Source organism: Alteromonas sp. 009811495 (genome assembly GCF_028865455.1).
Classification (GTDB): Bacteria; Pseudomonadota; Gammaproteobacteria; order Enterobacterales; family Alteromonadaceae; genus Alteromonas.
In genome coordinates, this window is the sequence record NZ_CP113972.1 from 626,689 (window position 1) to 648,122 (window position 21,434).

Consider the following 21,434-nt stretch of genomic DNA (forward strand, 5'->3'; position numbering starts at 1 on the left):
TACGCATTGCGTTGTGATAAGTCATTAATACTAGCTTATTTGTCTAATATGTGTGGTCGAGCTTGGGCTCGATGACACGCATGAACTCATCCATGAGGCTCTCAAACGGCGTCCTGCCGTTTGAAGGTCATCGTGCCCAAGCTCGACCACACTTCAATCGACGCTAGTCTTAATGATTATGCAACACATGCTTTTTGAAGGGAGGTACTAAGCAAATACATAAGCGCCGTTTGAAGGCCAGCTGTGCCCAACCACTCTCTCTGCCAATCGCACTTCGCAAGGATTTTTGACTACACTGCACAATGCTTCTTGAAGAGAAAGTTGTCGTAGGATAACCATATGGCTCTCAAGCGGCGTCCTGTCGTTTGAAGGTCATCGTGCCCAAGCTCGACCACACTTCAATCGACGCTAGTCTTAATGATTATGCAACACATGCTTTTTGAAGGGAGGTACTAAGCAAATACATAAGTGCCGTTTGAAGGTTGCAAAGTGACTCACGCCCCTCTTTCAAAACAACAAGCCTCAGTTTCGTTTAACAACTTTTCAAAATGTATGCTTTTTGAAGTGAGGCATTATGCAAATAAATCCTTACCGTTTGAAGGTCATCGTGCTCAAGCTCGACCACACCTCAATCGACGCTAGTCTTAATGATTATGCAACATATGCTTTTTGAAGAAAGGGACTAAGCAAATACATCCATGTCGTTTGAAAGTTGCAAAGTGACTCACGCCCCTCTTTTAAAAACAACAAGCCTCAGTTTCGTCTAACAACTTTTCAAAATGCATGCTTCTTGAAAGGGGTGAGTATTGGTATATGGCTAGAGCGCTTGCGGGGCTTGCATTGTCGCAGTGTTAACGTAAAACTGTCGTATCACTGTCGAGATAAATTTCCTAACGTTAGATGGCGCGATTAACGGAAGGAGACGCGAGATGGATATGAAAATAGACACCCAAAAACTCATTGAACTTCGCAATGCTAAAGCGTGGAGCCAACAGCACTTAGCAGACGTATCTGGCTTGAGCTTGCGAACCATTCAACGCATTGAGAAAAAACAGTCAGCTTCTCAAGAGTCGGTCAAAGCCATTGCGGCGGCATTTGATGGCACCCCGGATATGTTGCTTGTAACACCCCATAAAAACGAGCAACAAAATGTTACCTCAGCGCCCAATTCGTCAACGTTAAACTGGGTGAGTTTTTCATTATCACGCCAACATTTAATGTGGCTTCTCGGCGCTCTGATTATCTCATTAGTTGTGATGATGTATTGGTCGCAGGCAGTTAACGCCACTGACAGTAAAGGCAAAGTGGTGGAAGCAGGAACGCTTGTACAAATTGATGATGCGACACTGCAAGATGGCACGGATTGGTTGCTGCTAGTTGATAGCCAGCGTTACGCGCAAAGCTGGGATGAAAGTGGCCCTATTTTTAAGACCAGTGTGACACAAGCAAAATGGGTTGAGGCCATGCAACTGGTGCGCAAGCCTTTGGGGGAAGCAACCTCAAGAGAGCTTGCCACTGCGCAAGCACCCACTACTTTACCCGGTTTACCCGATGGCGAATATCTCATATTAACGTTTTCTACCCAATTTGACGCCAGTTCCTCGCTGGCTACTGAGACGTTATCAATGGTGAATATCGATGGACAGTACAGAACTATTGGGTACTTTATTCGTTAAAAATGGTAGGCATCGAATGCGGTAAGTACTATTTTCTTCACAGAAAAATAAAAGTAGAAAAACAGTGCTAAATTTGAATTTCTGCATTATGGTGGAATAAGAAAGAGTTCGAAAAATACAACGAACTCATGAGGCAGATTGTGTAGTACTGCTTCTCAGTCGACGCGAGTAGGGGAGGATGTCCTGTTTCGAGCGGCACCTTCTCAATAAGCGGAACTGTAGCTTGTTAGCCTAAGTCATAGTGACTTAAGCCACTGGGCTAATCTGGCTTTATTTACCGGAGTGAAGGATGCCAAGAAAAAATTCTACCGATACCAAAATTTACGTCCTCGATACCAATATTCTGCTTCACGAACCTCACGCCTTTCTCTCATTTAAAGAACACGACGTCGTTATCCCAATGACAGTGTTAGAAGAACTCGATTACATCAAGGACAGTAAAAAAGACGTCGCTCGCGATGCGCGTGTTTCTATTCGCGCAATGGAGGATTTACTACACGATGCAACCCCTGAGGATATGCTCGCTGGCGTATCAATGGAAGGGCTAGGCGCAGGGCAAACAGCACCGACAGGCAGTTTGTCTATATTTGCAGACCTTAATATGGTGGAAGCGCAACAAGTTTTCACCAGTAATGAAAACGACAACCGAATTATCAATGTGGCTTTACACTTGCAAAAGACCTTTGCGCCACAAAAAGTCGTGCTGGTGACTAAAGACCTTAATATGCGCCTTAAAGCAAAAGGAGCCGGGCTTGCACATGTTGAGGATTATCGCACCGATCAGCTCATCACTGATATCAAATACCTCTCTCGAGGCTTTCACACCTTTGAAGGTAACTTTTGGGATAATGTAAAAAGTGTAGATAGCCGACAGGAAGGCCGTGACACCATTCACACTGTACCCAAATCCATGCTTCCCGAAGCATACGTAAATGAGTTTTTACTGGATGAGTCACAACAGTTTGCTGGCCTTATTGAAGAGATTTCAAATGATACGCTTGAGGTACTCGACTTAGGTTACGAGCGCTTGATGAGTCGTCATGCATGGGGGATTACGCCTAAAAATATTGGGCAGGCGATGGCACTTCATGCCTTGCTCGACCCACACATTGATATGGTTATTTTAACCGGGCCGGCGGGGAGTGGTAAAACCTTGCTCGCGTTAGCTGCAGCGCTTGAAATGGTGGTGGAGCGCAATATGTACGATAAAATTATCGTAACGCGAAGTACACCAGAGATTGCTGAGTCCATCGGCTTTTTACCGGGCACTGAAGAAGAAAAAATGCTGCCTTGGCTTGCTGCCATTACTGATTCTTTGGAGGTACTTCACAAGCACGATGAAAACACCAAAGGCTCAATGAATTACATCATGGAAAAAGCCAATATTCAGTACAAGTCAGTTAACTTCATGCGCGGGCGCAGTATCCAAAATGCCATCGTAATACTCGATGAGTCACAAAACTTAACGGCATCTCAGCTTAAAACCATTATTACGAGGTGCGGTGAAGGTACCAAATTGATTGTAGGCGGTAACCTTGCTCAGATTGATAGCAACTATCTATCGGCAGTGACATCGGGCCTTACCTATCTTGTAGAGAAGTTTAAAGATTTCTCTGGCAGTGCCACGATTAACCTTGATGGTGTAGTGAGAAGCCGTCTAGCGAGCTTTGCTGAAGAAAATCTGTAGCGCTATCTCGTCTAATAACAGCCTTCAAAAATGAAGGCTGTTCGTGTTTTCTCCTGTTATCTTCTAATAACAGAACAACATTCTAACTGTTATACTTCTGTGTACTTGTTACCCGCAGCATAGCAACAATATTGCGTTACTAACCGGACTTTTAACAAAGAGGAGCCAGCTAGTGGCTAAGTATGACGAACTCGCTCGTCAAATTAACGCTCAAATCGAACGCGGTGTTTGGGTAAAAGGTGAGAAACTACCGTCGCTCAGAAAGCAAGCCGAGCAAACCGGCTTTAGTCTCATGACGGTGCTACACGCATATCAATTGCTTGAAAGTCAGGGCGTCATTAGCTCAAAGGCACGCTCAGGGTTTGTGGTAGCGGCGTCTACCGATCCTAAGCAATCTGCCAGAGTGCATAGCAGAGTCGAGGTTTCAGATGCGGTTAGCGTGAATGATTTTGTGTACGAGGTGCTCCAAGCATCTCGTGACCCGCATATGTTTAGTCTTGGTTTTGCCTATCCAGACCCTTCATTATATCCGCGCCAGCACCTCAATAAATCGATTTCTTGTGCCGCTCAACAGATCTCATTAACTAGCGCTATGGACAATTTACCGCCGGGCAATCTTGAGCTTCGCAAAATAATCGCTAAGCGCTATGCCGCGCGTGGAGTCAGTATTTCACCCGATGACATTATCATTACGGCAGGCGCACTAGAGGCGCTAAATTTAAGTTTGCAGGCCTGTACGCAGCCTGGAGATTGGGTTGTAATTGAATCGCCGGTTTTTTACGGTGCCCTTCAGGCATTACAACGGTTAGGGCTAAAAGCCATTACTGTAAAAGTAACGCCTGAGAATGGCCTAGATGTGGCAGCCCTTGAGCGTGCGTTGCAAAATCATCCGGTTAAAGCCTGTTGGTTAATGAGTAGCTATCAAAACCCGCTGGGTTATTCACTATCAGATGATACTAAGCAACGAATTGCTGGTCTGCTAGATGCTTATAATGTCAGTTTAATCGAAGATGATGTCTACGCTGAGTTATACGCACAAGGTAAAGCGCCCTTGCCAATAAAACACTTTATTAAAAATACCAACAGTATGTTGTGTTCGTCATTTTCAAAATCGTTAGTGGCAGGATACAGGATAGGTTGGGTGGCTGCGGGCAAAAACGCACTCAGTATTCAAAAGCAGCAATTAATGAGTACGCTTGCCACTAGCGCGCCAATACAATTGGCATTAGTTGATTATCTGACGAAGAAAAACTACGAACTGCACTTAAAGCAGCTGCGCAAAAAACTCATCGTCCGAAAAAAAGACATGGTTGATTTTCTCTGCGACCTTCTCAAAGACGTTGCCACCGTGTACTCACACAGCGGTGGTTATTTCGTATGGATTGAGTGCCAACCTCACATAGACGCCATGCAAGTTTACCAAGAGGCGCTGCGCCTTAATATCACTATTGCGCCGGGTAAGCTATTTAGTGTAACCGAGCAATATGATCACTGCTTTCGCCTTAATGCCTCATTCGAACTTAATGAAGCAAGACGCAATCAACTTCGCAAGTTAGCCCATTTCATAAAAGCACAGTCAAAAGAAGAACAATATAGTACAGATTTAAATAGCATCTGATCTATAAAGAAAGTACCAAACTGTAGCTATGTAAAACCTGTTGAACCTTTACCATTGGCGCAAAATTCTCTAGGAGAAAGCCAATGTCAGCGGTGAAAATTAGACAGGAAGACATTATTGTTTGTGAACCTGTCGGCGACAACAAAATTTATATTCGTGAAGAGACAGGACGCTATCAAAAAATAAGGCGTTACCTTAATGTCCTGCTGGTGGCACTGTTTATTGCACTTCCTTTTCTGCAATACCAAGGTCAGCAAGCCATTTTGTTTGATGTTGGCCAACAAACACTGACACTCTTTAAGTGGGTTTTGTATCCACAAGATCTTATGATTTTTGCGCTGCTATTTATACTTGCAGCGTTTACCCTATTTTTAGTCACTCGCCATTACGGTAGAGTGTGGTGTGGCTTTACTTGTCCGCAAACCGTTTGGACTCTCGGGTTCAACTGGATAGAGCGGCGAATTGAAGGTACACATAATCACAGTAAAGCATTAGACAAACAAACGCTCTCACCACGCAAATTCGCAGTAAAAAGTGCAAAGCACACTGCATGGCTCGCCACAAGTCTACTTACCGCGTTAGTTTTTATGTCGTATTTTTATCCGGCAACACAGTTATATCGCGAGTTTTTGACATTCTCTGCACCGGCGCTTATTTCAGGGTGGACGCTTTTTTTTGCCGTATGCACTTATATAAATGCGGGGTGGATAAGAGAAAAAATGTGCACGCACATGTGTCCGTATTCTCGTTTTCAAGCCGCCATGTTTGACAATAGTACTTCGCTAGTAACCTATGATAATGCACGAGGCGAGAACCGAGGCCCTAGAAAGCGCAATTCAACTACCCACAACTTAGGTGACTGCGTTGACTGTACCTTGTGTGTTCAAGTGTGTCCGGCAGGCATTGATATTCGCAATGGCATTCAATATGAATGCATTAACTGTGGCTTGTGTATCGACGCATGTGACAAGGTGATGGCGAAGTTTGGGTATGCGAGTAAGCTTATTAGGTTTGCTCGTGCTGGTAGATCAACTGGGCGTAGGTTCACCAACTATTTGTACGGCATGGCGATTATTGCAATTGTTCTTGCAATGGCTGGATGGGCATTCGACAGACAAGATTTTGAAGGGGCTATCAGTCGCGATCGCAATACGCTGTATCGCGAGAACAATGCTGGACGAATAGAGAATACATACACCCTTACATTGCTCAATAAATCACGTATCAGTAAACAGTTTACTGTTGCTATCACCGCGCCCATGGATATGAGAATTACGCAAATAAATGACATTATTGTTGCGCCAGGAGAAAAGCGCATCGTACCTTTTTCTGTAGAAGCCATGCGTTTTCCTAATGAGGAAATGACTCACGTAAGCTTTGATGTTATCGATAAACACACGGGGAGCATCGAGCAGCACACCGTGATGTTCTACGCTCGCTAATCGACCACCTCTATCTGAAAACGGCCTGTTTGAATAAAACGTTGTGTATCCTCAGAAACCTGCCCAAATGGAATTTGGGCAGGGCCTGTCGGGTCATATAGCACGTAAGTTTGACCGTCGTGTTCTATCTTTTCATCACCTTCTAGGGGCGTAAGTGCAATGCCAAGCAACGCGTGGTTAGGTAAAAATACCATTATCATTTTTGTTGATGGTAAAAACGCTCTTACCATCGACGATGCAAGGACTGCCTTACTGTCACAGTCGCCGAGGTTTTGCATCAAAAGCCCTAAAGGAGGCGCAAACCCTGAGCCATTACTCGCGACTCTATCTTCAAGGGTATCGTAAGGGATACTTTGTAACCAACTCAGGAGCAGGGAAAAATAAGCGCGAGAATCTGAGTGGGTTTTTATCTTTTCATAAAACGCTTGTGAAGCGGGGACCATTGGCTTGACCGACTCAGCGATATACCTGAGGTGGTCAGGCTTAATGGCTTGCTGGTTAAACAGCGTGGTAAATCGCGTAAAGTAGTGTTGGTAAAGGTATTCGTCGTAAGCGTTTTGTTGAATCTGTTGTAGGTGTGTTAATACGTTTTCTACTTTTTCGTCATCGAACCCTTTTACTCTAATGTCTATGGCCTCGCGCTTTGGTTTTATCTCAACTTTTGCATCTCTCGGGTTAATAGACTTTGCTTCTTTTAATAAGGCAACAGTGACATAACGCTGTGCAATTTTAGGTCTGTAGTTGGTTTGTCGAAGTGGGGCATCTTCAAGTGTTTCACTGGGGATCTCAAAAGAGAGGTCGTGACGTGTCTTTTCGGCGTCTAACCACACATAGTTAAACTGAATGCCATTATCTGTTTTAATTTTTTCAAATAGTAACTGCTCCGCACACGACGTGCGCGGAGCTGCAAAAAGTAATAATGCTAATGCGAGCGTTGTGTACCTATGCATTTAGACGCTGTAAAACTCTTCCATTAGTTGAGTATGCGCGTCTATGTAAAAAAAACAAGGTTCAGCGATTGAGCGCGAAATATACTAGCCGTTAAACCAATCTAGTTCGGCATGCAGGCTAACTACTGAGCCAACAATAATGAGTGTCGGCGGCTGTAGCTGTGCTGCTTCTTGTTTTTCAACAATATTGTCTAGCGTACCGGTAAGCACCGCTTGTTTTTCGGTAGTGGCAGACTGCACTAACGCGATTGGTGTCGAGGGTGCAAGTCCATGTGCAATCAGCTGCTGGCAGATAATAGGCAGGCCAGTTAAGCCCATGTAAAACACCGCGGTTTGGTTTTTTTGAGCAAGGGCCGGCCAGTTGAGATCGATTGTGCCGTTTTTTAAATGTCCCGTTGCAAATACCACTGATTGTGCGTGATCCCTATGTGTCAGCGGAATACCCGCGTAGCTAGATGCGCCGCTAGCCGCTGTGATGCCAGGTACCACTTGAAAGTCGATACCGTGTTGGATAAGGGTCTGAATTTCTTCTCCCCCGCGACCGAAAATAAAAGGGTCACCACCTTTTAAACGCACCACGCGATTCCCTTTCTTAGCTTCATCAACCATTAACTGGTTAATGTCATCTTGAGGGAGTGTGTGATTGCTTTTCGCCTTACCCACGTAAATTTTCTCAGCATCTCGACGCACAAGCTCAAGAATTTGAGGCGATACTAAGCGGTCGTATACCACCACGTCTGCTTTTTGCATTAAGCGTAGGGCTCGAAACGTGAGTAAGTCTGGATCGCCAGGACCTGCACCAACCAAATAGACCTGACCTTCCACTTTTTTGTCTTCTGCAGCCGCTTGCAGCGCAAGCTCAAAGGCTTCATCGGCTTTTTTGTCTTGGCCTTTTTCCACCATTTCAGCAATATCACCATCGAGTACGTCTTCCCAAAAGTATCGACGAGCAGTAACGCCGTTAAGCGTCTGCTTTACTTTTTCACGAAATTTCTCTGAAAATGCGCCCAGTCGACTTAAATTAGCCGGCAGTACTGTTTCAAGTTTCTGACGCAAATAGCGCAACAACACAGGGGCCACGCCGCCACTGCTCATAGCAATGACAATCGGTGAGCGGTCAACAATCGATGGGGTAATGAACTGGCATAGCGGCGTATTGTCGACCACGTTTACGAGGACTTTATTAGCACGTGCCAGATCGTGAATATGTTGGTTCACATCGCCTTTATCCGTGGCGATAAAAACCATGTCTTTATGGGTAAGGTCGCTATTTTCAAACTCACGTTCAATAAGCGTTACTTTCTCGTTTTGCGCAAGCTGTTTTACTGTATCGCAAACCCAAGGCGCAATCACGGTAATGGTTGCAGGCGTTTTCATGATAAGTTCTAGCTTACGTGCGGCAACTTCACCTGCCCCAACAATTAGGACATTGAGTTGTCTAGCATCGAGAAATAACGGAAAGTAATCCATAAAGGTTTTCTTGGCTTCAAATACAAAAAAAGAACTGACACTATTTTGCGCCAATTCTTTTTAATTAGAAAACAACGAAAACAGCCTTTATATTTCTATTAGTTATATAAAGGCTGAGTATATTGCTATTTAGTTCTTACGCTTACGGTTTTCACGATCGCCGCGATTGCCACGGTCTTCGCGATTTCCGCGATTGCCACGGTCTTCACGGTTTCCACGAGGCGTTCTGTCACCGCGGTTACCACGATCGCCACGACCTTTTGCTGGTGGCGTATCTGACCACTCGCGAATGTTCAAACGCTGGCCGGCAACACGAGTACCTTGCAGCGTGTCGCGTGTTTCTTTCGGCATACCATCAGGTAAGTCAACTGTACTAAAGTTGTCATAAATCTCGATTGCACCAATGTGCTTCGAATTTATGTTTGCCTCGTTTGCAATAGCGCCAACGATGTTACCTGGTTTCGCACCGTGCACATGACCCACTTCAATTCTAAAGCGCTGCATGCCTTCTTCTGGCTTACGGTTTCCGCGAGGTGTTTTTGGCTTTCTCTCACGGCCGTCGCGGCTGTTTCTATCACGGCTGTCACGCGGTGGCTTGCTGTGAAGATCTGGACGGTCAGACTCTTTAAGAATAAGCGGCTCATCGCCTTGTGCAATCTTAAGCAGTGCTGCCATTAACACTTCAGGCGACGCTTCGTTTTCTTCTTTTATCATTTCAACGATTGGCATCAAGCTTTCGATGCTATCGTCTTGGGCTGCTTCAGCAACCGACTGCTTAAAGCGGCTTAGGCGCGTCTCGTTAATTTCGCTAATTGAAGGAATTGGCATTGCTTCAATAGGCTGCTTAGTGGTTTTCTCAATTGAGAACAACAAGCGCTTTTCACGGTGAGAGATAAATAGGATCGCATCACCTTGACGACCCGCACGACCGGTACGGCCAATACGGTGAACATAAGATTCACTGTCGTATGGAATATCGAAGTTGATAACGTGGCTTACACGCTCAACGTCAAGTCCACGAGCCACAACGTCGGTAGCAACAAGAATGTCAATTTGACCTTGTTTAAGCTTTTCTACCGTACGTTCACGGGCTGCCTGAGGAATATCACCGTTTAGTGGCTCTACGTCGTAACCACGGGCAGATAGCTTGTCAGCGAGTTCAACGGTTGCCGTTTTGGTACGCACGAAAATAATCATACCGTCGAACGCTTCCACTTCCATAATACGCGTTAGCGCTTCAAGCTTGTGATGCGGCGCTATCTGGCAGTAACGCTGGCGAATTGTACTTGCGGTACTTACCTTCGACGCAATTTTAACGTGCTTAGGATCTTTTAAGTAACGCTGAGTAATTTTCTTAATTGGACCAGGCATTGTTGCCGAGAACAGCGCAGTTTGGCGCTCCTCTGGTGCGTGGCTAAGAATAAGCTCAACATCATCAATAAAGCCCATGCGAAGCATTTCGTCTGCCTCGTCTAGAACAAGGAACTTAAGTTCACTTAAATCTAGCGTTTTACGCTTGATGTGGTCGATGATACGGCCTGGTGTTCCTACAACAACCTGTACGCCGCGCTTAAGTTGGCGAATTTGGTTGTCGTACGACTGACCGCCGTATACTGGGAGTACTTTAATTTTTTGACTAAAGCTCGCATAAACCTGAAACGCCTCTGCAACCTGAATAGCTAATTCACGGGTTGGGGCCAGTACCAGTAATTGCGGCTTACGTTGCTCAGGATCGATGTTTGCCAACATAGGCAGGGCAAACGCAGCGGTTTTTCCTGTCCCTGTCTGTGCCTGACCGAGTAAATCGTGCCCTTCAAGTAAAAGCGGAATACTTTCAGCTTGAATAGGAGACGGCTTCTCGTAGCCAACTTTTTCAAGGGCTTGTAAGATAGGTTCTGGTAAATTGAGGTCTTTAAATGTCATGTCGACAGTTGTGGTCATTAAGGATCCTGGTGCATTAAGTAAGGAGGGTGCGGCATACGACTAAACCGTACTTTTACGGCTTATTATCGCAAGACGCTATACAGCGATGAACTGGCCTTTCGGGCAAGTTTTAAGAGCTTATTTCTAGCGTATTTCGCGATATGCTTGCCAGCAGTGTTGCAAAAACCCGTATTATATTCGAATAATGGCAAGGTTGCCACGAAATTGAACAATAATGATGAAAAAATAGGCAGTATTTATGTCTATAATACGACGACTACAAAAATAATTAGCTAGGGCAAGGAATTAGAATGAAAAAGCACACGCCTATTAAAACAGTGACACGAATGTCAGTGGCCGCGTTACTGCTAAGCTCACTCATTACTGGGTGTAGTGAGAAATCCATGGAGAGCCATTTAGAAGAGGCTCGCGGTTATGTCGCTGCCCAGCAGCTTGATGCGGCTATTGTTGAATATAAAAATGCCATTCAAAAGTCGCCAGATTCACCTCAACCTCGATTCGAGCTGGGAAAACTCTATCTTCAAAAACAAAATTTTGCGGCAGCTGAAAAAGAATTGAATAAAGCGATGGAGTTAGGGCAGTCAGCTGGCGAGGTTATACCTATGCTGTCGTTAGCCTATCAACAGTCAGGGGCTGAAAATGCCTTGGCTGATGTAGATTATCGCGCTAAGGGTATGACAGCAGTTGAATCGGCAGAAGTAGGCTTTTATAAGCTTCAAGCTCTCATGCAGCTTGGTAAGCAAGATGAAGCGGCAGCATTAATCGAAGATCTTTCTACACTCGACACATCGTCTGTTTATAAAGGGCTTATCGATAGCTACGTTTATATCATAGACAATGATTTAGAAGGTGCGCTGAGCGCAACTCAGGCATTGCGTGAGCAAGCGCCAAATAACAAAGACGTGTTGCAACAGCTCGCGAAACTTTATCTACAAGGGGGAGAATCGCAAAAGGCAGCGGAAGTCTACGGCGATTATGTGTCAGCATACCCCAATGACATTACCAGTAAGTTTGCTTATGCCGCACTACTTGTCGAGGAACGAGACCTTGATAAGGCAGAGCCTATCGTTGATGAACTGTTGAAGTTAAATGACGCTCATCCACTACTTAACACCTTTAAAGGCATTATTGAGTCAGCCAAGGGTAACTATGCTGATGCACTATCTTATCTTGAAATAGCTGTACAAAACGGGCGTAGCGATCAGGTCGTCAGGTTAGTGGCAGGCTTTAGTGCTTATCAAATTCAAGATTTTGAGTCGGCACAGCGCCACCTCACCATGATTGCATCTGGACTACCTGACAACCATCCAGGATTACGCATGCTTGCCGACAGCATGCTTCAACTTGGCGAAAATGATGAAGCCCTTGCAGTGCTTAACCGCGTAGAAGGCGCACAAAGCGCAGATGCTGCGCTTTTCTCAAAGGCGAGCTATCAGTTGCTAAGAGACGGCAACGTTCAGGGCGCGAAACAGATGGTGGAACGCTCCGAGGCGGTCAGTACCAATGCTGAAGACTTGTCGCGATTGGGTATTCTTCAACTGTCGCTCAACGACATAGAAGGGATAGTGAATCTCGAGCAAGCCGTTGACAAAGCGCCCCAGTCAGCCACCACACAAGGCACCTTAATTCGCGCTTACATTGCCACTAATCAGCTTGAAAAGGCAAAGCAGTCAGCACTGGCATGGCATGAAGCCACGCCGGATGCATCAACCCCGTTGGTTTATTTAGCAAGCATTGCGATTGCCCAAACGAACTATGAAGCGGCGAGCAATTACCTTGATAAAGCGACACAATTAACCAAGGACGACGTTGAAGTGACTTATGCAAGAGCAAAACTGCTAATTGCACAAGATAAAAAAGATGACGCCATTGCACTGATAAAGTCGATACTTAAAACGTCTCCAACAGACGCGCAAGCCATATCGATGTGGTATGCCTTGGCTGTGGAGCAAGACAATGTAAAAGAGGTGATTGATTACGCACAGCAGCAGCTGGCTTCTCAATCAAATGATACAGGGCTTCGCTTACTCGTTGCTCGTATGTATTCGTTAGAAGGTGATCTGGATAAAACACTTTCGCTGCTAAACGATATTCAAGCTGATGAGACTACCCCGATTGCTTATTGGAACCTAAAAGGGCAGGCACTTGTTGCCACCAACAAAGTGGCCGATGCTACCGCGTTTTTTGACCGCTGGTTGTCATTTTACCCGCAAGATAAAAATGCAGTATTGGGTAAGCTCTTGATCCTCGACTCACAAAAACAATTCGCGAGCGGTTTAACGCTTGTAGACAAAACCCTTGAAAAGCGAAGTGATGCACAGCTTACTTTGCTGAAAGCCTATTTTCATAGTCGTTTAGGCCAAGCAAAACCAGCGTGGACTATCATTAATGCGACGAATGACGAGGTGCGGGCATTACCTTTTGTGAGAGGTGTTATTGCAAGGTTGCACCTAGTAGAACGCAAACCACAAGAGGCTGTACCACACGCTGAAGCTGCATATGACGCCACGCAAAATGCCGATAATGCATTATTGCTAACGGCTGCCTACGAAATGTCGGGTGAGGCAGACAAAGCGTTTGCGTTCTTGGAAAAGCACGTGAAGTCCCATCAAAATGATATACAAAGTAGTATGTTGTTAGCAGAGCGACAATTGCCCAAAGACAGAAAGGCGGCAATGACAACGTATGAAGACATTTTGAAGATAAACCCCCAAAACTTTGTTGTACTTAATAATTTGGCGTATTTAAATTTAGAAGATAATAAGCTGAAGCGTGCGGAAGAGTTGGCAAAACGTGCTGTTGCTATTCAGCCTGAGAACGCTGAAACGAAAGATACGTTGGCACAAATCTATATCGCAAAGGGCAACAAAGAAGATGCGCTCAAGCTATACGATGAAATGTTAGTAAAACCTATTGCCAGTGATGAAGTGTATCTCAATTACGTAGAGCTACTGTTGCAACTGGATAAGAAGCAATTAGCGCAACGTCGTCTTGCCAGCAGAGAGTTCACCTCATCAGTGTCAAAAGACAGAGTAGACAGCTTGAAAACCACATATGGTATCTAGTGGGGAAAACCTACAAGATAAAAGCCTCTCTGTTTCGAAGACCGTTTTACAAGCGGCAACGCTATTTAGGACGGGTCAGGGGTAATAAAAAAGGCCACTTCATTTATTATTGTGAAGTGGCCTTTTTTGACTGAAGTTGGCAAGCTTACTTTGGCGCTATATCAGCCTGTTTTAGCTGCGCTTTTAAGGCTTTGAGCTCATCCATTACGTCTTTGAGCGTTGGCTCCACGTTGCCTTGCGCTACTTGCTCAGCGAGCAGCTCCGCTTGCTTTTCAGCGCGCGCCTTTTCGTTTTCGCGCTCCATCACGTTCACCACGATACCGATAACCATGTTTAAAAAAGCAAATGCGGTAAAGAAGATAAACGTAAGATAAAAAATCCAACTTAGTGAATAAACCTCTTGTGTTTCATACATCACGTCAGTCCAATCTTCAAACGTCATTATTCTAAATAACGTCAACATGGATATCGTGATATCGCCCCACAATACTGGGTTAATATTTTCAAATAACGTGCTGCCAACAGCGGCGTAAATATAGAAAATAATAAACATCAACAGCATTACGTAGCCGAGTTGAGGCAGCGCTTTCACCAGTGATACCAGCAAAATGCGAAGCTCAGGAATGATTGATATCATCCTAAGTACTCTAAATACCCTGACTAGCCGTGCAATAAGAGCTAATTCCGTGTCGTCGGCTGGAATCAAACTAATAATCACAATTAAGGTATCAAACCAGTTCCAGAAGCTTTTAAAAAAGTAGCGTTTGCGTTTTTCAGCCAGAAAACGAATGGTGATCTCTGTTAGGAAAAACGCACTGATAAACCAATCTAAGAACAGGGTTATTGAAGAAAACCCTGCGGGAAGTTCGTAGGTTTTTGCGCCAACTAACAGCGCTGAAATCACGATAACGCTGATAACGAAGGCTTCAAACCATTTGTTAGCACGAATTCGTTCAAATTTATTTTGAAGTTCAGAGGCTTGCATTTTTGTAAATCACTCGAGAATCAATCTATCAACCAAAGGGCTTGAGGTAAGCCACAATGGCGCTATACTAGTTTGGTTGAATATCTGCATAGGCAGAAAATAAGGGGCCTAATCATGGACGATGAATTACGTTTGTTGCAAGAAAAATTACGTTCTGTTTCTGCGCGTCTCAGCAATTTTTCGCTTAACAAACAAAGTGCAGAAGCGCTTCGAGCAGAATATAAGCAGCTCTTACTGGCGTTGGAAAAATTCACACCTTCCCGTTAGGCATCACGCTAATTGTAGGTAATACAGTTTCACCTGTCTTTACACACAAAAAAGGGCAGCTTTCGCCACCCTTTATCGCGAGTCTTAATTGCCGACTAGTTTGATTTTGCTGCTATCAAACCACGGTTTAATGTTTCAACACCTTCGCCAGTCAGTGTGCCTGCAGCTTGCTTAAGCGTTACAACCGATTGAATAAAGTCATAACGAGCCCCAGCAAGGTTACGCTGTGCGTCAAACAAGTTACGAGTACTGTCTAATACGTCAACAATAGTACGTGTACCCACATCAAAACCTGCCTCTGTCGCTTTAAGTGCACTGTTTGCCGAAACAACCGATTGCTCTAATGCGCGAATACGTGACACTGCAGCTCTTAAGTCGTTAAACGAACGGCGCACACTTTGCACTGTTTGGCGATGTGCTTGCTCTAGTTGTTCGCTTGCCACTACATAATTGTGACGGGCTTGCGCAGTGCTCGCAACAACGCGGCCACCTTGATAAATAGGGATGCTAAGCTGTGCATTTAAGCGCAATGAATCTTGAGTAGGCAAGTTGGCTTCTGGTTGCGTACCGATAGTCTGGTCTACATCATCTTTGGTGTAACGCGCGGTAAATGACAACGTTGGGTAATGCCCTGCGCGTGCTGCCGCAATATCATCTTCAGCAATATCTTTTCCTAGGCGCTGAACCATCAAAGACAAGTTGCGTTCTTCTGCAATTTTTAGCCATTCTTCAACGGTTGACGGCTGTGGCAACGTTGCACTAAAGCGTTCAGTGCTCAATACACTTAGGCCTGAGTGATACTTACCTGTAATAACGCGCAAATCTTCTAACGCAATTTCAACATCGTTCTCAGCTTGAATTTCACGGGCTACCGTGTTGTCAAAATTAGCTTGGGCTTCATGCACGTCAGTGATAGCGGTTAGGCCCACTTCAAAGCGTTGCTTGGTTTGTTCAAGCTGTCTTTCAATGGCACGTTTTTCCGCCTTAATGAATTCCAAGTTATCTTGTGCGCGAAGTACAGCCAAATAAGCTGTTACAGTACGGGTAATAAGATCTTGTACTTGAAGCGCATACTGAGAGTCACTTTGTTGAGCAACCTTTTCGGCACGGCCCAAGTTAACCCAGTTAGTGTGGTCATAAATTGAAAAGCTGGCTTCTACACCTTTTTGAAGTGTTGTTTGCTCAAAGTCTAGAAGCGGGAAGCTGAACCCGACAAGTTCACCATTCTCATCGCTAATAGGAACGGTGTTAGCACTTGTAGCATCTACGTCGGTGTAAGAAATAAAGGCTGAGATTTGTGGTAAAAGATTAGCGCGGCTAATGCTAATTCCTTCAAACGCAGCATCACGTTGCGCTTTCGCTTGGTTTACCACTGGGTCGTTTGCCAGTGCTTGTTGATAAACCTGCATAAGGTCATCGGCTAAAGCACTCGTGGTCATTGAGATCCCGACTACCAGCGACAGAAGTGTTCGTTTCATGCTTACGTCTTCCTGTTGTGTTCAAGTTGTGTCGCCTTTATTAATGTCATGGCGACTAATTAAAACCAAGTGTATGAAAATTCAATCACAAACCGAAAGTCCAAACTCGTAACAGTCTTCGTTTAACTGTAACAGAATATGTGATCTACCCACGCAATTTTTATAGTAATAAACGACTTATAAATTGAGTTTTCTTTTTATTAATACACATCATACCTTGTGAATTTCTCACGTGTACACGGTTGATGTGTAAATGTACTATGTATGATAAATCTATTTGAACCATAAGTGTCTGCAAATGAGCAAGGAATTCCTTTCATTTACCTCAAATGACGTCGAAATTACCGACATAAAGCCAGTGTTTCGTGGTTTCTTTACCATGAACGAGTATCAATTTAAGCACAAATGCTTTAACGGCGAATGGAGTTCCACTGTGAAACGCGAAATTTTTGAGCGCGGTCACGCGGTAGGAGTACTGCCATACGATCCGCATTTACAAGAGTTCGTGCTAATCGAGCAGATAAGAATTGGGGCACTAGCCACTTCTTCAAGCCCCTGGCTGATAGAAATTATCGCAGGGATGATTGATGAAGGGGAAACAGAGGAGTCAGTCTGCCACAGAGAGTCATTAGAAGAAGCGGGAATTACACTAGATAAATTGACCAAAGCGCTGAGCTATTTATCGAGTCCAGGCGGCACGACAGAACGATTGCATATATTTATTGCCAAAACCGATGCCAGTAAAGCGCAAGGCATACATGGCCTTGACTCTGAGTCAGAAGACATAAAAGTGCATCGCGTTAAAGAGAGTACAGCACTTGAATGGCTGGAAAATGGCCATATTGACAACGCCGCGGCAGTAATTGCGCTACAATGGTTCTTTATGCACAAAACTCAACTCTTGGAGCAATGGCAGGCATCGTGACTCAACGTAATAACAGAAAGTATGTACCTCATCTTCCTTCTATGCAGGCTTTGTGCGAGCTAAATTACTCGCATGTGCTGCGTATATTGCCAGATTGCGATACGGAAGATTTAAGCTATGCATTTTCTGTTGGTAAAGGGTTGTCTTACGAAATTCGCATTGTAGAGTCTGCGCGCTACACCAGCACACTTAGTATTGTGCAAACCACCAAAGAGCTTCCTGCATACTTAACGCCGTCCATGACGGTGCGTCTTTATCACGATGCTCGCATGGCCGAAGTGATAAGTAGCCAAAACACGGGCGCATTGCAGCCATCATACGATTACCCTAATTTAAAAATGCGGCAGCGAAACGAAAAGCATATGGTAAATATCTTTTTGGCTGAGTGGCTGAGTTTTTGTCTTCAACATGCCTCAAATATAACGTCTGAAGCGTGATTACTCTTATACAAATTAGTGACTGTCATTTACTGAAAGACAAAGATAAAAGCGGCTATGATGGCATTGCCCCATATTATGCGCTTGAGGCTGTACTGCGTGATGTATCTAAAAGGCTAAGAGGCGCAAGAAGCTTAAGTGCCGATAGTGCAATTGTATTGGTAACGGGCGATATCAGTGGTGACAATTCAAAAGAGAGTTACATCCACTTTCTGTCATTAATGAAACAGTATATCGAAGCGCAAGGCGTGTCGTGGTTTGCCATAGCGGGGAATCACGATAACAATGCGCACTTTGACGCATTATTAACAGAGCATATATTAACAGCAGGTTCGCCAATACATATCGCCAACTGGCTTATTCACGGCTGTGATACAAGGCACCCTTACGATAAACATGGTGCTGGGGGCAGTGCAAAGCAACAAGACGTCATTGCGATAGAAAAAGTATGTGACGCTAATCAAGCCGCTCAAATACCTCATCGTCCGTTATTTCATATAGTCGCGTTACATCATCATGTTCTTCCTTCACAGAGTTGGATGGATAAACACGCGCTAGCGGGGGCTGAGTATATCGAAGCCTTGGTTTCCCGTCAGTCGGGTATAAAGGCAGTATTGCACGGGCACGTGCATTCACCCATTCGTCAGCACATCGGTGAACGTGGCACGCCATCATATGGATGCCCGTCAAGCTGTTGGCAGTGGGCCATGCAAGAAGCGTTTGGTACCAGTGAGGAAAGCCCAGGCTACCAGCAGTTTACCCTGTGCTATGATGGCACAGTAGAAGTCAATGTAAGACGCGTTGCCTATAAAAAGCGCTAACTCAATGCCCCAGAGGTTCAATACAAAGGCATTGAAAAAATAGACGTGACTGACAAGCCTATTTACACGCCTATTTACAAGAAAGACACTCAACGATAACAAGAGAAGCAGTATGCAGCATATTTTATATCTACATGGTTTTTTAAGTTCACCCAAATCGGTGAAAGCGCAAGCAACCAATGCGTATTTTGAACAGCACCACAGTGACGTTATGCTGCATATTCCTGAACTATCAAACTTCCCTAGCCAAGTTGAAGCGCAGCTGCTGGCACTTATCGAGTCCACCCCTGCATTGTTAGAAAATGGACTCAAGCTTATCGGCAGTTCAATGGGGGGATACCTTTCTACGTTTTTGCTGGAAAAGTTTGGTGGCAAAGCCGTGTTAATCAACCCAGCGGTTAAGCCTTACGAGCTTTTGCAAGATTTCATCGGCGCTCATCAAAATCCCTATAGCGGCGAGAAGTTTGAAATTATCGAAAGTGATATGCATGTCATTAAAGCGCTTGAAGCATCAGCGCTTAAAGATGAAGCCTGCTACAAAGTATTGCTACAAACCGAAGATGAGACCTTAGACTATCGCTTGGCCGCACAAAAATATGCTAACAGCGAACTAGTGATTGAAGAGGGGGGCGATCACAGCTTTATCGGCTATGAAAACCACTTACCAGCAATTGCGAGCTTTCTCCTAAAATAAGCTCATTGCCACTATCTACAAGCCCTGCTACCATCGTTTTATTACGTTTGTTGCTGGCTTAAATAACAACCATAACTATGTCAAATCAATACAATTCAGATGCTATCGAGGTCCTAAATGGCCTCGACCCCGTAAAACGTCGCCCCGGCATGTATACCGATACGACCCGTCCTAATCACCTTGGGCAGGAAGTTATCGATAACAGTGTGGATGAAGCATTAGCTGGACATGCGTCAAATATCAAAGTGATATTACACGAAGACCAGTCACTTGAAGTGATTGATGACGGTCGTGGTATGCCGGTGGATATTCATCCCGAAGAGGGGATTTCAGGCGTTGAGCTTATTTTATGTAAGCTGCATGCAGGTGGTAAGTTTTCAAATAAAAACTACGCTTTCTCGGGTGGTTTACACGGTGTAGGTATCTCAGTAGTAAACGCACTTTCAACACGTGTTGAAGTAACTATTCGACGGGATAGTAATGTTTATCAAATTGCCTTTGAAAACGGCGACAAAGTAGAAGATTTGCAAATTATTGATACGTGCGGAAAGCGTAACACTGGAACACGCGTACATTTTTGGCCAGATGCGCAGTATTTCGATTCGGCCAAATTTTCTGTTAGTCGTTTAGTGCACAACTTGCGCGCTAAGGCCGTATTGAGTCCAGGGCTGCGCATTCGATTTGACAACAAAATAACGAAAGAAAGCCAAGAATGGTACTACGAAGATGGCCTAAAAGATTATCTCTATCAGGCGGTGGAAGAGTTTGAAACACTACCTGCTGATACCCCATTTGTAGGCAGTTTCAGCGGAAATACGGAAGCCGCAGATTGGGCGGTGATGTGGTTACCTGAAGGTGGTGATCTTGTTACCGAAAGCTATGTGAACTTAATCCCAACCGCGCAGGGGGGAACCCACGTAAATGGCTTACGCCAAGGCCTACTTGAGTCAATGCGCGAATTCTGTGAATTTAGAAACTTGATGCCGCGCGGCGTTAAGCTATCACCTGACGACATTTGGGACCGCTGTGCCTATATTTTGTCAACCAAGATGCAAGACCCACAGTTTGCTGGGCAAACCAAAGAGCGTCTGTCATCACGCCAAGCCAGTGCATTTGTTTCAGGTATCGTAAAAGATGCGTTTAGCTTATGGTTGAATCAGCACACTGAAATTGCAGAAGCATTGGCTGAGATGTGTATTAACAACGCGCAACGCCGTCTTCGCCAAACCAAGAAAGTAGCACGTAAAAAGGTTACACAAGGGCCAGCGTTGCCAGGCAAATTGACCGACTGTTCATCGCAGGACATTTCATACTCAGAACTCTTTTTGGTAGAAGGGGACTCAGCAGGTGGCTCAGCAAAGCAAGCGCGTGATAGAGAATTTCAAGCGATCATGCCCCTTCGCGGTAAAATCTTAAATAGTTGGGAAGTGGATTCATCTCAAGTATTGGCGTCGCAAGAAATTCACGACATTTCAGTGGCACTGGGTATCGACCCTGATTCAACGGATTTATCAGGCTTACGCTACGGAAAAATTTGTATTTTGGCTGATGCTGACTCGGACGGTCTGCACATTGCAACGCTACTTTGCGCGCTCTTTGTGCGTCATTTCAGAACGCTGGTAGAACAAGGGCATGTCTATGTCGCTATGCCACCGTTGTTTCGTATCGATGTGGGTAAGGAAGTGTATTATGCATTGGACGAAGGTGAAAAGCAGGGCATTTTAGATAGAATAGAAGCGGAGAATAAGCGCGGTAAAATCAACGTACAACGCTTTAAAGGCTTGGGTGAAATGAACCCGCTGCAGCTTCGTGAAACCACTATGGATCCTAACACCCGTCGTCTTGTGCAACTCACCATAGAAGATGCTGAAGAAATGATGGAGTTAATGGACATGCTGCTTGCTAAGAAGCGTTCTGGCGACAGAAAAGTGTGGCTTGAGAGTAAAGGCAATATGGCCGAAGTGTCATTGTAACA

At 44.8% G+C, this 21,434-nt stretch carries 16 protein-coding genes; 11 read left to right on the forward strand and 5 right to left on the reverse strand.

Annotation, left to right across the window (positions count from 1 at the left end; genetic code table 11):
- The first annotated feature begins 929 nt into the window (after positions 1-929).
- The 4 genes from OZ660_RS02870 to ccoG all read left to right on the forward strand — a co-directional run bounded on the left by OZ660_RS02870 (position 930) and on the right by ccoG (position 6,423).
- Complete coding sequence (locus OZ660_RS02870) at positions 930-1,676, forward strand: DUF4019 domain-containing protein (protein ID WP_274742498.1); 747 nt, start codon at positions 930-932, stop codon at positions 1,674-1,676.
- A gap of 289 nt (positions 1,677-1,965) precedes the next feature.
- On the forward strand, positions 1,966-3,363 hold the full coding sequence (locus OZ660_RS02875) for a PhoH family protein (RefSeq protein WP_226434531.1): 1,398 nt from the start codon (positions 1,966-1,968) through the stop codon (positions 3,361-3,363).
- A 172-nt stretch (positions 3,364-3,535) separates the two neighbouring features.
- On the forward strand, positions 3,536-4,981 hold the full coding sequence (locus OZ660_RS02880) for an aminotransferase-like domain-containing protein (RefSeq protein ID WP_274742499.1): 1,446 nt from the start codon (positions 3,536-3,538) through the stop codon (positions 4,979-4,981).
- Positions 4,982-5,064: 83 nt separating this feature from the next.
- Positions 5,065-6,423, forward strand: a complete 1,359-nt coding sequence (ccoG, locus tag OZ660_RS02885) for a cytochrome c oxidase accessory protein CcoG (protein ID WP_274742500.1) — start codon at positions 5,065-5,067, stop codon at positions 6,421-6,423.
- Here ccoG and OZ660_RS02890 read toward each other — a convergent pair.
- From OZ660_RS02890 to OZ660_RS02900, 3 genes are all read right to left on the reverse strand, one after another.
- Positions 6,420-7,373 (reverse strand): hypothetical protein, encoded by a 954-nt coding sequence (locus tag OZ660_RS02890; RefSeq protein WP_274742501.1) that lies wholly within the window; start codon positions 7,371-7,373, stop codon positions 6,420-6,422. The genes ccoG and OZ660_RS02890 overlap by 4 nt on opposite strands.
- A gap of 84 nt (positions 7,374-7,457) precedes the next feature.
- The gene (gene cysG, locus OZ660_RS02895) at positions 7,458-8,843 is read right to left on the reverse strand and encodes a siroheme synthase CysG (RefSeq protein ID WP_274742502.1); all 1,386 of its coding nucleotides are present in this window, start codon (positions 8,841-8,843) and stop codon (positions 7,458-7,460) included.
- 129 nt (positions 8,844-8,972) lie between these two features.
- A complete protein-coding gene (locus OZ660_RS02900; RefSeq protein WP_274742503.1) occupies positions 8,973-10,784 on the reverse strand; it encodes a DEAD/DEAH box helicase in 1,812 nt (603 codons plus the stop codon).
- 293 nt (positions 10,785-11,077) lie between these two features.
- On the opposite strand from OZ660_RS02900, the gene prsT reads away from it, so the two are divergent.
- Positions 11,078-13,852 carry an XrtA/PEP-CTERM system TPR-repeat protein PrsT gene (gene prsT / locus OZ660_RS02905; protein WP_274742504.1) on the forward strand — a complete coding sequence of 925 codons (2,775 nt, stop codon included), beginning with the start codon at positions 11,078-11,080 and terminating at the stop codon, positions 13,850-13,852.
- Positions 13,853-13,997: 145 nt separating this feature from the next.
- Here prsT and OZ660_RS02910 read toward each other — a convergent pair whose 3' ends face one another.
- Positions 13,998-14,837 carry an ion transporter gene (locus OZ660_RS02910; RefSeq protein ID WP_202263449.1) on the reverse strand — a complete coding sequence of 280 codons (840 nt, stop codon included), beginning with the start codon at positions 14,835-14,837 and terminating at the stop codon, positions 13,998-14,000.
- A 114-nt stretch (positions 14,838-14,951) separates the two neighbouring features.
- Between OZ660_RS02910 and OZ660_RS02915 the strand changes: the two genes are divergently transcribed.
- Positions 14,952-15,104, forward strand: a complete 153-nt coding sequence (locus OZ660_RS02915) for a hypothetical protein (RefSeq protein WP_202263450.1) — start codon at positions 14,952-14,954, stop codon at positions 15,102-15,104.
- Positions 15,105-15,199: 95 nt separating this feature from the next.
- Here OZ660_RS02915 and tolC read toward each other — a convergent pair whose 3' ends face one another.
- Positions 15,200-16,582, reverse strand: coding sequence for an outer membrane channel protein TolC (tolC, locus tag OZ660_RS02920; RefSeq protein ID WP_274742505.1), 1,383 nt, complete (start codon positions 16,580-16,582; stop codon positions 15,200-15,202).
- A gap of 298 nt (positions 16,583-16,880) precedes the next feature.
- On the opposite strand from tolC, the gene nudF reads away from it, so the two are divergent.
- The 5 genes from nudF to parE all read left to right on the forward strand — a co-directional run bounded on the left by nudF (position 16,881) and on the right by parE (position 21,432).
- On the forward strand, positions 16,881-17,507 hold the full coding sequence (nudF, locus tag OZ660_RS02925) for an ADP-ribose diphosphatase (RefSeq protein WP_274742506.1): 627 nt from the start codon (positions 16,881-16,883) through the stop codon (positions 17,505-17,507).
- A 41-nt stretch (positions 17,508-17,548) separates the two neighbouring features.
- On the forward strand, positions 17,549-17,944 hold the full coding sequence (locus OZ660_RS02930) for a DUF1249 domain-containing protein (protein ID WP_202265866.1): 396 nt from the start codon (positions 17,549-17,551) through the stop codon (positions 17,942-17,944).
- Complete coding sequence (locus OZ660_RS02935; RefSeq protein ID WP_274742507.1) at positions 17,941-18,765, forward strand: metallophosphoesterase; 825 nt, start codon at positions 17,941-17,943, stop codon at positions 18,763-18,765. Before OZ660_RS02930 ends, OZ660_RS02935 begins: the two co-directional genes overlap by 4 nt.
- 112 nt (positions 18,766-18,877) lie before the next feature.
- Positions 18,878-19,459 carry a YqiA/YcfP family alpha/beta fold hydrolase gene (locus tag OZ660_RS02940; RefSeq protein ID WP_274742508.1) on the forward strand — a complete coding sequence of 194 codons (582 nt, stop codon included), beginning with the start codon at positions 18,878-18,880 and terminating at the stop codon, positions 19,457-19,459.
- Between the two features lie 77 nt (positions 19,460-19,536).
- A complete protein-coding gene (gene parE, locus OZ660_RS02945) occupies positions 19,537-21,432 on the forward strand; it encodes a DNA topoisomerase IV subunit B (RefSeq protein ID WP_202263455.1) in 1,896 nt (631 codons plus the stop codon).
- Positions 21,433-21,434 lie beyond the last annotated feature (2 nt).

Bases quoted from the DNA above. Each gene is read 5' to 3' on its own strand.
- OZ660_RS02870 (WP_274742498.1), top strand. From the start codon at position 930: ATGGATATGAAAATAGACACCCAAAAACTCATTGAACTTCGCAATGCT.
- OZ660_RS02875 (WP_226434531.1), top strand. From the start codon at position 1,966: ATGCCAAGAAAAAATTCTACCGATACCAAAATTTACGTCCTCGATACC.
- ccoG (WP_274742500.1), top strand. From the start codon at position 5,065: ATGTCAGCGGTGAAAATTAGACAGGAAGACATTATTGTTTGTGAACCT.
- OZ660_RS02890 (WP_274742501.1), bottom strand. From the start codon at position 7,373: ATGCATAGGTACACAACGCTCGCATTAGCATTATTACTTTTTGCAGCT.
- cysG (WP_274742502.1), bottom strand. From the start codon at position 8,843: ATGGATTACTTTCCGTTATTTCTCGATGCTAGACAACTCAATGTCCTA.
- OZ660_RS02900 (WP_274742503.1), bottom strand. From the start codon at position 10,784: ATGACCACAACTGTCGACATGACATTTAAAGACCTCAATTTACCAGAA.
- prsT (WP_274742504.1), top strand. From the start codon at position 11,078: ATGAAAAAGCACACGCCTATTAAAACAGTGACACGAATGTCAGTGGCC.
- OZ660_RS02910 (WP_202263449.1), bottom strand. From the start codon at position 14,837: ATGCAAGCCTCTGAACTTCAAAATAAATTTGAACGAATTCGTGCTAAC.
- OZ660_RS02915 (WP_202263450.1), top strand. From the start codon at position 14,952: ATGGACGATGAATTACGTTTGTTGCAAGAAAAATTACGTTCTGTTTCT.
- tolC (WP_274742505.1), bottom strand. From the start codon at position 16,582: ATGAAACGAACACTTCTGTCGCTGGTAGTCGGGATCTCAATGACCACG.
- nudF (WP_274742506.1), top strand. From the start codon at position 16,881: ATGAGCAAGGAATTCCTTTCATTTACCTCAAATGACGTCGAAATTACC.
- OZ660_RS02930 (WP_202265866.1), top strand. From the start codon at position 17,549: ATGCAGGCTTTGTGCGAGCTAAATTACTCGCATGTGCTGCGTATATTG.
- OZ660_RS02940 (WP_274742508.1), top strand. From the start codon at position 18,878: ATGCAGCATATTTTATATCTACATGGTTTTTTAAGTTCACCCAAATCG.
- parE (WP_202263455.1), top strand. From the start codon at position 19,537: ATGTCAAATCAATACAATTCAGATGCTATCGAGGTCCTAAATGGCCTC.